The 13,430-nt window shown below is 41.4% G+C and carries 13 protein-coding genes and 1 riboswitch; of the genes, 7 read left to right on the top strand and 6 right to left on the bottom strand.

The genetic code is table 11. The features are described from left to right. Window positions 1-25 precede the first annotated feature (25 nt). From H9X96_RS19510 to H9X96_RS19500, 3 genes are all read left to right on the top strand, one after another. A complete protein-coding gene (locus tag H9X96_RS19510; RefSeq protein ID WP_187667882.1) occupies window positions 26-922 on the top strand; it encodes a LysR family transcriptional regulator in 897 nt (298 codons plus the stop codon). A 73-nt stretch (window positions 923-995) separates the two neighbouring features. Then, window positions 996-1,928 (top strand): YeiH family protein, encoded by a 933-nt coding sequence (locus tag H9X96_RS19505; protein ID WP_187667881.1) that lies wholly within the window; start codon window positions 996-998, stop codon window positions 1,926-1,928. A gap of 81 nt (window positions 1,929-2,009) precedes the next feature. Then, complete coding sequence (locus tag H9X96_RS19500) at window positions 2,010-2,456, top strand: DinB family protein (protein WP_187667880.1); 447 nt, start codon at window positions 2,010-2,012, stop codon at window positions 2,454-2,456. Between the two features lie 14 nt (window positions 2,457-2,470). On the opposite strand, the gene wrbA is transcribed toward H9X96_RS19500, so the two are convergent. Beyond that, complete coding sequence (gene wrbA / locus H9X96_RS19495) at window positions 2,471-3,730, bottom strand: NAD(P)H:quinone oxidoreductase (RefSeq protein ID WP_187667879.1); 1,260 nt, start codon at window positions 3,728-3,730, stop codon at window positions 2,471-2,473. Window positions 3,731-3,828: 98 nt separating this feature from the next. Here wrbA and H9X96_RS19490 point away from each other — a divergent pair, with 98 nt between their 5' ends. After that, window positions 3,829-4,629, top strand: a complete 801-nt coding sequence (locus tag H9X96_RS19490; RefSeq protein ID WP_187667878.1) for an AraC family transcriptional regulator — start codon at window positions 3,829-3,831, stop codon at window positions 4,627-4,629. A 96-nt stretch (window positions 4,630-4,725) separates the two neighbouring features. Here H9X96_RS19490 and H9X96_RS19485 read toward each other — a convergent pair whose 3' ends face one another. From H9X96_RS19485 to H9X96_RS19470, 4 genes are all read right to left on the bottom strand, one after another. Next, window positions 4,726-5,142, bottom strand: a complete 417-nt coding sequence (locus tag H9X96_RS19485) for a DUF983 domain-containing protein (protein WP_187667877.1) — start codon at window positions 5,140-5,142, stop codon at window positions 4,726-4,728. An 11-nt stretch (window positions 5,143-5,153) separates the two neighbouring features. Then, on the bottom strand, window positions 5,154-6,023 hold the full coding sequence (locus H9X96_RS19480) for a helix-turn-helix transcriptional regulator (protein WP_187667876.1): 870 nt from the start codon (window positions 6,021-6,023) through the stop codon (window positions 5,154-5,156). Window positions 6,024-6,127: 104 nt separating this feature from the next. After that, a complete protein-coding gene (locus H9X96_RS19475; RefSeq protein ID WP_187667875.1) occupies window positions 6,128-6,574 on the bottom strand; it encodes a GtrA family protein in 447 nt (148 codons plus the stop codon). Beyond that, window positions 6,574-7,302, bottom strand: a complete 729-nt coding sequence (locus H9X96_RS19470) for a CDP-alcohol phosphatidyltransferase family protein (protein WP_187667874.1) — start codon at window positions 7,300-7,302, stop codon at window positions 6,574-6,576. Before H9X96_RS19470 ends, H9X96_RS19475 begins: the two co-directional genes overlap by 1 nt. A gap of 203 nt (window positions 7,303-7,505) precedes the next feature. Next, window positions 7,506-7,609: riboswitch (SAM riboswitch) on the top strand. Window positions 7,610-7,709: 100 nt separating this feature from the next. Between H9X96_RS19470 and H9X96_RS19465 the strand changes: the two genes are divergently transcribed. Beyond that, window positions 7,710-8,876, top strand: coding sequence for a cysteine desulfurase family protein (locus tag H9X96_RS19465; RefSeq protein WP_187667873.1), 1,167 nt, complete (start codon window positions 7,710-7,712; stop codon window positions 8,874-8,876). Between the two features lie 76 nt (window positions 8,877-8,952). On the opposite strand, the gene H9X96_RS19460 is transcribed toward H9X96_RS19465, so the two are convergent. After that, the gene (locus tag H9X96_RS19460; RefSeq protein ID WP_187667872.1) at window positions 8,953-10,143 is read right to left on the bottom strand and encodes a metallophosphoesterase; all 1,191 of its coding nucleotides are present in this window, start codon (window positions 10,141-10,143) and stop codon (window positions 8,953-8,955) included. Between the two features lie 408 nt (window positions 10,144-10,551). Here H9X96_RS19460 and H9X96_RS19455 point away from each other — a divergent pair, with 408 nt between their 5' ends. Next, complete coding sequence (locus H9X96_RS19455) at window positions 10,552-12,639, top strand: HEPN domain-containing protein (RefSeq protein ID WP_187667871.1); 2,088 nt, start codon at window positions 10,552-10,554, stop codon at window positions 12,637-12,639. After that, window positions 12,639-13,427, top strand: a complete 789-nt coding sequence (gene cobA / locus H9X96_RS19450; protein ID WP_187667870.1) for a uroporphyrinogen-III C-methyltransferase — start codon at window positions 12,639-12,641, stop codon at window positions 13,425-13,427. Before H9X96_RS19455 ends, cobA begins: the two co-directional genes overlap by 1 nt. Window positions 13,428-13,430: the final 3 nt, after the last annotated feature.

Raw genomic sequence — 13,430 nt, 5'->3', positions numbered from 1 at the left:
TTAACCAAACAGATCCCCGGATTCCATGTCAGATTTTCGCCTAGAAGTATTCTATACCGTAGCCAAACGTCTTAGCTTTACAAAAGCCGCAGAAAGCTTATTCATTACCCAGCCGGCCGTGACAAAACATATTCATGAATTGGAGCAGCAGTATAATAATAAGTTATTTGTCCGTAAGGGGAATCGGATTGAGCTCACAGCCGCCGGTGAATTGTTATTGCAGCATGCAGAAAAATTATTTGCGATTTATAGAAACATTGATTTTGAAATGAATGCCTTGGTAGACAAGAAAGAAGGGCTTTTAAATCTGGGCGCCAGTACCACAATTGCGCATTATGTAGCCGCCCCACTGCTTGCTGGTTTCAGAAAGAAGTTTCCCGACATTCGCCTGAACCTGATCAATGGCAATACAGAGCAGATTGAAAAAGCTTTAATTGATAAAGAAATTGATCTGGGCATTGTAGAAGGGAAGTCTAAAAATCAGGAAATCAGTTATACTGAGTTTATCAAAGATGAAATTGTGCTGGTTTGCGGGAAAGATCATCCCCTGGCAAAGAAAGATCAGCTGAGTCCGGAAACACTGAAAGATTATGCTTTTGTGCTGCGGGAGCAGGGATCTGGAACCAGAGAAGTGCTCAGCCATGCCCTAAAATCTATAGGCTTAAAAATGTCCGACCTGAAAGTCGAAATTCAGCTAGGAAGCACAGAAAGCATGAAATCTTATTTAATGAATTCTTCTTGTCTGGCCTTTATCTCTATTCATGCCCTCGGTAAAGAGCTGCAGAATGGCAGTCTGACGGTAATTGATGTGACCGGTTTGAGCATCGAACGCTATTTCTATTTTATTCACCTTCAGGGGAAACTCGATGGTTTATCTGAAGTATTCTTACGCCATGTTAAATTTGTTTATAACTTAAAGTAATATCAGATCAGGCTTTTGAATTTGATCGGCCCTTTCATTCTTCTCAATTTTGTACTACAAAAAAGGAGTAATTATGAAATTGAGCGAGCGAAAACGGAAGGTTATTTTTATCACAGCAGCATTGTTTTGTCTGCTGCCATTTATGTCTGCCCCATTGGCCCTATTATTAGGTTTGGCCATGGCGCAGCTGATGAAACATCCGTATCAGGAGCTCAACCATAAAGCAACCAATCTCTTATTGAAAGTATCTGTGGTCGGCCTGGGTTTTGGAATGAACGTATTTGCGGCCATGAAAGCTGGAAAAGAAGGGGTATTGTTTACCATTGCCTCCATCGCAGGGGTGCTGATTCTGGGCTATATCCTGGGCAAAGTTTTCAAAATTGAACGTAAAACCGCTTACCTGATCTCTGCCGGAACCGCAATCTGTGGTGGAAGCGCCATTGCCGCATTGTCACCAGTTATGAAGGCAGAAGAAAAAGACATTTCTGTTTCTTTAGGAATTGTCTTTATCCTGAATTCGGTGGCCTTATTCCTTTTTCCAATGATTGGACATGCGCTTGATTTAACGCAAAGCCAGTTTGGAATGTGGTGCGCCATTGCCATTCATGATACCAGTTCAGTGGTGGGGGCAGCCAGTAAATATGGAGAAGAAGCATTAAGAATTGCGACCACAGTCAAATTAGCCCGTGCGCTATGGATCGTTCCACTGGCATTTGGAACTGCATTTCTCTTTAAGAGTGACCGCTGTAAAGTGCAGCTGCCTTATTTTATTGGCTTGTTTATCCTGGCGATGCTGGCCAATACCTATCTGCCTTTTATGAGCGTATTATCGCCTTATATAGTGAGTATTGCGAAAGCCGGATTGACACTTACGCTGTTTCTGATTGGTTCTGGATTGTCCTTTAAAGTGCTGCGGATGGTTGGAATGAAGCCATTTTTGCAAGGGCTGATCTTATGGCTGGCGATTTCTGGTGCTTCCCTCTGGGCGATTATGATTTTAGGCTAAAATTCCGCCGTTTTATTTCATTAAAATGAGAATAGATCCTCTGCTTTTCACGATTTTTGAAGACACACCAACCTCATCGTTATGACAAAACAAGATTATATCCATGTTTACGAAAGAGATCTTCAAAGATTGATTACGGAAATGGAGGCTTATGGCCAGCAAGAAGATATTTGGTTAACAGCTCCAGGGATCAGTAATACTGCCGGGCACCTGGCACAGCACCTGATTGGGAATTTAAGAACCTTTGTCTGCCTGCCAATGGGTGATTTTTCTTATGTACGTGATCGCGAAGCTGAATTTAAAGCGGTCAGGTTCAGTTACGAAGAATTACTAAAAGAACTATACACTTTAAAAGCGGATGTAAAGACAAGTATTGAAAAAGTGAAAGACCTTGATGCGCCTTATCCAATTGAAGTTAAAGAAGTATATGAAGGCCAAACGAACGACTTTATGCTGTGTCATTTGTTGGCTCATTTGGCCTATCATACCGGTCAGATCAATTACCATAGGCGATTGCTGACCAAATAAATTGTTTCCTGTATTTATTCCAGTTCAAAAATAGCCTGGATTTCTACAGCTGAATTCATTGGGAGAGAGGAAGCGCCAACAGTAGCCCTGGTGTGCATCCCATTCTCTCCCAGTATTTCTACGAGTAGATTAGAAGCTTCATTCATTAATACCGCATGTTTGGTATATCCTGCTGCAGTGTAAAAGAATCCGGTTAATTGCACCGCTTGTTTGATGTGGTCTAAATTCCCACCAGCTGCTTGTTTCAACACTGCAAGGACGTTTAATAGCGTTTGTCGTGTCGCCAGTTTGGCCTGTTCTTCTGTAACCTCAGTGCCCACCATTCCTGGATGATCTACTTTTCCTGCATTTAATGCAATCTGGTTAATGAAAACCTGCTTTCCAGAGATGCGGAAAGGTTTGTAATTTCCAACGGGAGCAGGGGCATCTGGTAAGGTGATGTTCAATGCTTTCAAGCGCGCTTCAATTTTACTCCTTGTTGCTGCTCCTGCAATAGTACTACTGCCAGCAGCAATGGTACCCGTAGTAGAATTGGTTTTTGCCGCGGTTAGCGGAGCCATTGGGGCACTGTCTTTTGTCGCCTGGTATCCTTTAGCGGCTTTCGCCAAGGCATAACCTTGAAGTGCTGCCAGGTGTAATTCGCCTTCTGAAGGTCTGGTCACTGCATTTGCACCTGCTAATGAAGTAGTCCCAAAGGCGGTATTTCCCTGCGGGAGAGTTTTGTCAATTTCCTGATTTCCCATGATACCGGTAGGAACGATCACCATTCCGTGTACCGCAAGTGTACTCCAGAACGATAAAATCGCAGCCTCGCGTCCAGCACCACTGCCTGCCGACATAAATACCGTTGCAGGTTTGCCTTCCAGCTTACGGGCCGTCCAGATGCCAACACTCTGGTCCAGAAAGTACCGCATATCTGCCGACATATTTCCAAAATGAACCGCTGAGCCAAAAGCGATACCATCATAATCCGGTAATTCGTCAATCGACGCATAAGGAACCTGAGCAAATGCTTGTTTATCCTCATGAGCCAGAGCTTTGATTCTTGGTACCTGCTTCAAGACCGCAGTAGCACCTGGAAATTTTTCTATGCCGGCAGCCATCGCTTTGGCCATTTTATAGGTTCCGCCGCTTTCTGTATTGAAAAGGACCAGAACTTTCAGATCTGTAGGTTTTGTGTTCATTTTACGTTGGGCTTTTAGAGATAAGATGCTCAACAGGCATAATCCAACTAACAAACCTGTTTTTACACGTATTGAATTTATAAAATTCATTGAATATTGATTTAAAGATTTAATAAGCATACAAAGGTCGGTAAAGGGGCTTGTCTTTAAATATCTATATTTGCCAATAACATGTTATTTTGCGACACATGAATAGAGCCAGATTTTGTCACTTAACCGTCGATTCGGTAAAAAAGGAAGCCTACGTATGGCACGAAGCAGATTGGAAGTTTTCCGACGAATGGCATGCCCATCAAATGGGACAGCTAATTTTTGTAGAAAAGGGGGTTCAATACCTCCATACAGCAGAAAGAACTTATTTATTGCCCAGTCAGCATTGCGCCTGGATTCCTCCCGGATGGGTACACCGGACTTCCAGTCCCGTGAGTCAGGTATACCTGCGCTGTATCTTTTTAAATAAAACCAGCGATAGTCCCTTTTTTAAGGAACTGAATATTTTTCATACTTCAAAGGTGCTGCGGGAAATGATCCTATTTACAGAGCAATGGTCCAGATTGGAAGAAGAAGATCCCCTGGAGCAAGATTTTATAAAAGCCCTGGTTGGTATTTTACCACTTACATTTAATGCAGCTTTGCCATTGGTACTTCCGGTACCCAGAGACCCAAGGATCGCTAAAATGGTAGATTACCTGACGGAATGTGTAGACAATGGAGGGGTTTTAGTGAATGAGCTTAGAATTCCTGATGTGGCTGCTCATTTTAACCTTTCCGCGAGGACAATGGAAAGGCTGTTTAAACAAGATATTGGCATCACCGTAGCCGGATATCTTAAATTGTATAAAATGATTAAGGCCGTAGAATTGCTGTCTATTTCTGGAGAAACGGTAAAAGGGGTCTCGATGAAAGTCGGCTATGATAGCGTATCTACTTTCAGTAATACCTTTCAGCAGGTGCTAGGACTCCGGCCGCATGAAATGATGGTGCCCTAATAGGTGGGCCGCTTAAGAAACGAAAGGCTCATCAGTGTTATACTGTGAGCCTTTATATAAAGGGGGCATTAATAACGTGTGGAAATAAAGCGCTGCTTATACTTTAGAAGGATCGTAATGTAATCCCGGCGACAACCAGTATAAAAGCACCATTCTGGAGTACCTGTAATTGAATGGGGAGAATAAAAGTACACCCACCAATAGGATGGCCACATAGTACCACAGGTTTTCATAAGTTAAAGGCAATCCTAAAACATAAGCTGCAACACTCATCGAAATCATCTGCGCTACGTTCATCGCATAACTCACAAACATCGATACATAGAAATAACCTGGTTCGCGCTCAAATTTTAAACCGCAGTGCGGGCAAAACTCATTCATTTTCTGTACTTTGAAGCCATAGGTAGCGCCTGTAAAAACATTACCTGTGCGACATCTCGGGCATTTAGAATGGGTGATACCATACCATTGGGAAACATGCGGTGTGTGATTTAACTGGTCCGTACTGCTCATATCTTTGTGTTTTATTTATCTTGTTTTCTAAATTTATCTGGGGTTGAACCCACGTGTTTTTTAAAGAATTTTATGAAATAAGAGGGGTCACTAAAAGCGAGCTTATCTGATATTTCTGCTATAGAAAGCTCCATATTAATGAGTAAACGCTTAGCTTCTAAAATCACCCGATCCCGGATGAGCTGACCTGCAGAGATGCCCAAAAGATCATTGCACAATGCATTCAGATGATTTGGAGTGATGTACAACAGTGCTGCATACTGTTTTGGAAACCTCAATTCTATAAAATTGGTTTCAATTAATCTTTTAAAACTCTTCAGCAGGGTCTGGTTGTAAGAATTGGTTTGCGGCTGCTGCTTCAAACTCAGTCCTCTGGAAACCTGAATAAAAATATTCAGCATCAATAGCTTTACCAGATCGGCATCGAATGGTCTTGCCTCTTTTCCTTCATGGAGAATCTCTTCAAAAATAGACACTACTTTTTCCATCGTCAGTTCTGGCAATACCAACACTGCATCACCGGAATGCTCGTCAAAGAAGCTGAAATTCTCCAGGTATAGCGGATTGTATAAAAACGACTTGAAGTAATTTTCAGAGAAGTTGATGATATATCCGTCCACTTCCGATTCAAAAGCCCAGCTGTGTACCTGTCCGGGAGTCATAAAATAGATCATGCCTGGTAATACCGGGTAATTTTTGAAATCTATGGTCTGACTGCCGCTTCCTTTTGTGAAGCAGACCATGTGGTAAAAGGAGTGGCGATGTGCCGAATGTAAATGTAAGTACTGCTTAGAATAATGGCCAAACCTGCTCACTAGGATACCCGCATTTTTGTATTCTTCAAAAGTACTGATGTCATAAACAGGGATGTCATTCTTCATATACAAAGATACTGCTTAAGCTGGATTTTTAAGCGGTACTAATTCTCCATAAAATGGTACTTTTTACTGATCTTAACTTATAAGTTTAGCGGATATTGGCCATATTAGGCTTTTATGTCGGCTGGCTGTGGTATTTTTGAATCGGTAGTGCTTTTTTTAAAGACCCAGTATTTTTGCAGGGTGTAATTGAAACCCAGAGAGACAAGGATGTCTACCATGACCCTGGTTATTTTATAGTCCAGGCGCAATAGATTGCTGAAAAGATAAGTTCCTGAAGATTTTAGGAGAATACTTCCGGCAACTACAAATACGAATTTAACCAGTTGATTACCGACAGGCAATGGCGTAGATTTATTCGAATTGAAGGTCCAGTAACGGTTGATAGAGAAGTTGACAATGGCACCAATGACGCCACCAATAGCAATAGAAATGGTATAATGAATGTGCAGAAACTCTGTACAGGCGATCATGATCAGGTAGTCGATGATGCCACCTGAAAAAGCGGAAACCTGTGCCTTTGCAAAAACGTATACAGATTTCTTAATGCTCATTAACGCGCCTTTTGTTGTTTTGCTTCACGTTCTGCGTTATCTCTGATGTCGCCCAGTTTCAATAGTTTTTTGGTGTCCAGGAAATTGATGATGAACAAGACTAAACAGATACCAGTCGCAAAATATTCAATTAAATGTCCAAAGATGACTTCTAAAATAATGATGATGGCAAGAATGATCCTGATTTCAGTTGGACCTACAATCCCCGCATCGATGCTGTAAATGTCAGTGATTTTATAACGCAGCTGAGAAATGATCATCGCCCAACCGTATAAGGCTACAAATATAAAGGCAATCAATTCATATTCATTGCGGGCATAAACCAGGTAGCCTAAACCAATGAGAACGGTACTTGCCCAGTCCATAATGATGTCTAATGAAAAACCGTACCATTTACGTGGCGTATTTCTATAATAAGCCATTCTTCCATCCAGTGAATCACCAAACCAGTTGATCGCTAAACCTAGCGGACCTAATAACAGGTAATCTCTGCTGATGTAAGTGCCCAGGATAAAACCTAATAGTACAATTACGGAACCAGCAGTGCCGATAAATGTCAGCATGTCTGAACTGATGAAACTAGGGATGCGTTTGACCAGCCAGGAAATTGTGCTTTGCTCTATACCGCTTAAAATATTGGTTCTTTTTCTGTCCTGGAAAATTCTTTTTAAAATGCTATTGTCGCCAGTTACTTGATGCGCCTTTACTCTCAATTTATTTTCTTCCATTCAGGTTGTGTAATTATACTCTTATAGAATATGCTGCAAAAATATGGAATTGAAACTTCAAATGAAGGGAAATTCCGTTATTTCTTAGCTTTAATTAGCATTTATATGACCGAAATACAAAAAAGAATAATTTATCCATTAAAGACTACTGGTTTAGTAGATTTTATTGTATCTTTGCTGGCAGTAAAGTTCATTCATTTATTTACTTATCCAGAAAGACTGAGGGAAAGGCCCTGTGATGTCTTAGCAACCTGTTATTTTAATAAGGTGCTAATTCCTGTCCGCCATTTGGCGGAAGAGATAAGTTGTTAGAAAACCTGTATTTGGATTTTCTGGTAAACTCATCCATGCCTTCTTCTTGTAAACTGATTAAGTAGATTTTTTTTAAATCTATTAAAGCAATTCACATGAGAATTTATTTAGACAACGCTGCAACAACACCTTTAAACAGAGAAGTATTCCTGGCAATGGAGCCCTACTTCTTTGAAAACTTTGGAAATCCATCTTCTTCGCATCACCATGGCAGGGGAGCGAAAGTGGCCATTTCCCATGCCCGGGGAATCATTGCAGATCTGCTCAATAGCAGTCCAGATCAGATTGTGTTTACCTCAGGAGGTTCTGAGGCCGATAATACCGCCATCCTTTCGGGGCTCCGCAGCAATGGCATCCGACTGGCCATTACTTCCGTTTTTGAACACCATGCCGTATTACATACTTTACAGGCCCTAGAGAAAAATGGAGAAATCAAAGTAGTTTACCTGGAACATGATGCAAAGGGCAATCTTTCTTTGCCGCATCTGGAAAAATTGTTGAGTACTAATGAAAAGGCCTTTGTTTCTTTAATGCATGGAAATAATGAGATCGGTAACCTAAATGATGTTTTCGAAATTGGGGAGCTCTGTAAAAGATATGGAGCTGTTTTTCATTCGGATACTGTGCAGTCGATGGGGCAGTACCGATACGATACGCGTCATTTGAATGCGGATTTTCTGGTGGGTTCTGCGCATAAATTCCATGGCCCGAAAGGGGTGGGCTTTTTATACAGAAGTACCAGACAAACGCTTTTTCCTTTAATAAACGGAGGTGCTCAGGAACAGCGGCAGCGGGCAGGTACAGAAAATGTGAAGGGCATTGTTGGATTGGCAAAAGCATTGGAAATCAGTTATAGAAACCAGGACGTTGCTCAGCAGCATTTGGTTCGTTTAAAGGAACGTCTGATTTATAAGCTGAAAGATAGGATTGCTGAGGTGACCTTCAACGGAAATTCTGCAAATACAACGCTGAGCTTAAATAGCGTACTGAGTGTATCCCTGCCTGATCCGCACAATGGAATGGAACTTTTAAGTTACCTGGATCAGCAGCAGATTTCAGTTTCTGGTGGCAGTGCCTGTAATAGTCATTCAGGTGCAGGCTCTCCTGTACTTATTGCTTTGGGCGCTCCATTTGGGAGGTCTACCGTTCGTTTTTCTTTTAGCCGCTACAATACCGAAGAGGAAATTGACTATGCTGTTGAAAAGTTAGCGAAATGTTATGCCGGAGCAGAAAAAGCGGCTTTGCCTGTAATTTGTTCTTAGCAAACCTGTAGTGCATGAACTGTTGTTGATACCATGCAGGTTTGCTGAGCATAAATAGGTACTAAAGAAACAGCGCTTATCTTTTTGTTTTCTTCAATTCGATGACGGTAATTTCCGGCCAGATGCCCACTCTTCCTGAAAAACCGAGGAAGCCAAAACCTCTGTTGATATTCAGGTACCTGCCATTTGCACTGGTGACACCTGCCCAGTGTGCATAGCGGTATTTTACAGGACTCCATTTAATGCCAAAAGCTTCGATCCCAAACTGCATCCCATGGGTATGGCCAGATAGGGTCAAATGTATTGTTGAAGGCCAGTTTTTTACCTCAGACTCCCAATGGGTAGGATCATGAGAAAGTAAAACCTTAAAATCATCCGGATTTACATTTTGTAATGCTTTTTTTAGGTCGCCGCGCTCCCCAAAACCAATCCCCCAGTTTTCTACTCCTGCAAGGACAATATGCTGGCCGTTTTTTTCAATCCGTACATGTTCATCCAGGAGTAACCGGTAGCCCATTTCAGCATGGTGCCTTTTCAGACTTTGTAAATTGGTCTGTTTCTCTGTCTCATTTTCCCATTTGATGTAATCCCCATAATCATGGTTTCCAAGGATAGAAAATTGGCCATAAGGTGCTTTTATCTGTGAGAAATGGCCCATCCATGGGACGATTTCCTCTGCTTTATTGTTAACCAGGTCGCCGGTGAATACAAAAAGATCTGAATTTTGTGCCTTGATTAAGTCGATGCCTCTCTGTACTGCTTTCGCATTTTTAAAGCTCCCTGCATGTACATCGGAAATCTGTGTCATGCGGAAACCCTGAAATTGTTCCGGCAATTCGTCGAAGAATAACGTGTGTTTGATCACGCGGTAAGCGTATTTACCTTTAATTATGCCATACAGGAAAATGAACACCGTGACCGCGAATAAAGCCAATCCGAATTCTACCCAATACACGCTTCTTGTACCACCGGTAATTACCCTGTAACCGTCGCCAAGAATTAAAATAATCACAAAGACAAGTTCACTGGTAATCAAGACTAAGAACGTATGTGTAGTGACCTTGAAAAAGATATCCATGCCATTATCGCGCATACGCTGAATGGAATAGGCAAGAGAGGCGAGAATGAAAATGAGGAAGCCCCAGAACACCGGACTCAGCCAACTGCTGTTTGTTAAAGTTTCAATGCCAGAAAGAACGTACCAGTTGAGTAAAAATACAAAAGCGGCGATAATGGCGAAGGGTAAAAGATTGATTTTTCTTTTCATAAAAGACTTAGTATGATAAAAGTAAGTGTTCAGAAGGGATTTTGTTTTGATCCTGATCAATTTGACATTTTGCCGATGATTAAGAATTGGAAGGAATCCTTTAAAGAGTTGTTTTTTAATTCGCTTATAATCAATGGTATTGGTTTTATTGTAATTAATCCCATAGGATTGGTAGTAAATTAATCAATTGAAATACAGAAGGTTACAAATATTTTACCAAACCTATGTACTACTAAACCTATATACTTTATATATTTGCTTTATGAACCAAACAATTTACAACGGAAATCTAATGTTAACTCACTGCATGTGTGGGTAATGATTTCGGCTGTAAAGAGTAAAAATATTTAAAAGCTTCTTCAGTCTCCCCGACAGAAGAAGCTTTTTTCAAATAAGACCAAACGTACTATGCAAAGTTTTAGAACAGAGTTAGAAAATCCTGTTGTTGAAAAGGATATTATAGATCTTGAGAAAAAGATCAGCGCCTTTCGCGAAGGAAAAATCCATGAGGAAAAATTTAGAAGCCTGCGCCTTGCCCGTGGTGTTTATGGACAAAGACAGCCTGGCGTACAAATGGTGCGTATTAAATTGCCTTTTGGAAAAGTCACCTTCAAACAACTGTTACGCATCGCCGATGTTTCTGATGAGTATGGCAGTGGAAATCTTCACTTAACCACCAGACAGGACATTCAGATTCACTATGTGAGTTTAGACAGAACTCCTCAATTGTGGGAGGAACTGGAACGCGATGATGTCACGATCCGTGAAGCTTGTGGGAATACGGTTAGAAACGTCACCTCTTCGCCGGATTCAGGAATCAATCCAAACGAATTGTTTGATGTTTCTCCTTATGCACATGCGTTTTTCAGCTACTTCCTGCGTAACCCGATTTGTCAGGAAATGGGAAGGAAGATCAAATTTTCTTTCTCTTCGGATGAAAAAGATACGGCATACAGCTATATCCATGATCTTGGTTTTATTCCAAAAATCAATGAAAAAGGAGAACGTGGTTTTAAAGTGATGTTGGGAGGTGGACTAGGTGCACAGCCTTTCCTGGCCAGTTTGGTACATAATTTCCTGCCGGAAGATCAGATCATTCCTTATGCGGAATCCGTATTAAGGGTGTTTGACCGTTACGGAGAACGTACCAATAGAAACAAAGCACGTCTTAAATATTTAGTACAAAAATTAGGATTAGAAGAATTATTGAGACTTATTGATGAAGAAAGAATCGCCAATAAATCAAAGTCCTTTAAAATAGATAGAGATGCAGTCCTTTCTCCTGAGCCTCCTGCTTTGCTGGAATATCCGGAATTGGAGGTTGTAAATACTTTGGAATACCAGCATTGGCGCGCTACAAACGTAGTAGCTCAGAAACAAGCAGGCTTTTATGGCGTGTATGTAAAGGTGCCGGTAGGAGATATTAAAACCGATCGTGCCCGTAAATTGGTGGAAGGAATCAGTCCTCATGTGGCTGATGAAATCCGCATCACTCAAAACCAGGGACTACTTTTAAAGTTTGTTAGGGCAGCTGCTTTACCGGCTTTATATGAAGCCTTAAAAGCAGTTGATTTTGCGACTCCTGGATTTGACAGCATCGGTGATGTGACTACCTGCCCGGGAACAGATACTTGTAACCTTGGGATTTCGAATAGTATGTCGCTTTCTGTAGCGCTTGAAGAAGTGATCTATGAAGAGTTTCCAGAATTGATTTACGATAAAGACATTAAAATAAAAATCAGCGGATGTATGAATTCTTGTGGTCAGCATGGTCTGGCGCATATCGGATTTCATGGCAGCTCGGTGAAAGCAAATGGAAAAGTAGTTCCTGCAGTACAGGTGATGCTAGGTGGTGGTACCGTTGGTGATGGTGCTGGCAGGGTAGCGGAAAGGGTGATTAAAGCGCCTTCTAAGCGTGCTACTGATGTGTTAAGAACATTATTAAACGATTTTAGTGCGAATCACCAGGAGGAAGAAAGCTTCCATGCTTATTACGACAGACAAGGGAAAGATTATTTCTACCAGCTATTAAAACCACTGGCAGATCTGACTACCTTGAAAGAGGAAGAATATGTAGACTGGGGTCATGAAGAGATCTTTAATACGGCAATTGGTGTTGGAGAATGTGCAGGTGTGGTGATCGATTTAGTAGCTACTTTGCTATTGGAAGCAGAAGAAAAATTAGGTTGGGCAAGGGCTTCCTTCGAAGCAGGAGCATGGTCTGATGCCATTTACCATACTTATGCAGTATTCGTAAACGCTGCAAAAGCACTGTTACTGGATAAAGCAGTAAACAGCAGCACACAAATTGGTGTGATCCGTGAATTTGACACCCATTATGTGGAAACAGGAGAGTTTAAACTGAAAAGTACTTTCAATGAATTGGTGTTACAAATCAATAAGAATGAGCCTACAGCAGAATTTGCTGCCGCTTACCTGGCTGATGTCACCGACTTTTTTAATCAGATCAATGCAAAAAGAGAGGAGCAAATCTAATGAGCACTAAAAATATAAACAACAAAGAACCAAAGATTACTTTGGTAGGTGCCGGCCCTGGTGATCCTGAATTGATCACGATGAGAGGTGCAAATGCCTTGAAATCTGCCGATGTGGTATTGTATGATGCTTTAGTGAATGAAGGAGTATTGGATTATGCCAACCCTGAAGCCATCAAAGTATATGTGGGTAAACGTTCTGGAGAACATTCTTATTCGCAGGATGCCGTGAATAAGCTCATGATTGATTATGCCCTGAACTACGGTCACGTGGTCCGCTTAAAAGGTGGTGATCCTTTTGTATTTGGGAGAGGCTACGAAGAATTGGACTTTGCTGCGGGTTATAGCATTCCGGTAACGGTAATTCCAGGCTTATCCAGCTCGATATCTGTTCCTGGTTTACAGCAAATTCCGGTAACACATAGGGGATTAAGCGAAAGTTTTTGGGTGGTGACAGGGACCACCGCTTCCGGAAAAATCTCTAATGATTTGTATGAAGCGGCAAGATCTAAAGCTACAGTAGTCGTATTAATGGGATTGGGAAAACTGAAAGAGATTGTGAAGCTTTTCCAAAATGAAGGAAAAGGAAAACTACCGGTTGCTGCGATTCAAAGCGGTTCGACACAAAATGAAAAACTGGCGATTGGTGTGGTAGATACGATTGTCGAATCAGTAGAAGAAAAAGGAATTGAAGCACCAGCATTGCTGATCTTTGGCGAGGTGGTGTCCTTACACCCTTCTTTTCAACCCATCAAAGAATTTTTCAATGCACTTAAAGAAGAACAATAATTA

Origin of the sequence: Pedobacter sp. N36a, from assembly GCF_014472395.1 — a bacterium.
In the GTDB taxonomy this organism is placed as follows: Bacteria; Bacteroidota; Bacteroidia; order Sphingobacteriales; family Sphingobacteriaceae; genus Pedobacter.
Note: the sequence above shows the minus strand (reverse complement) of the source record. Positions and strands in the feature narration are given on the sequence as shown.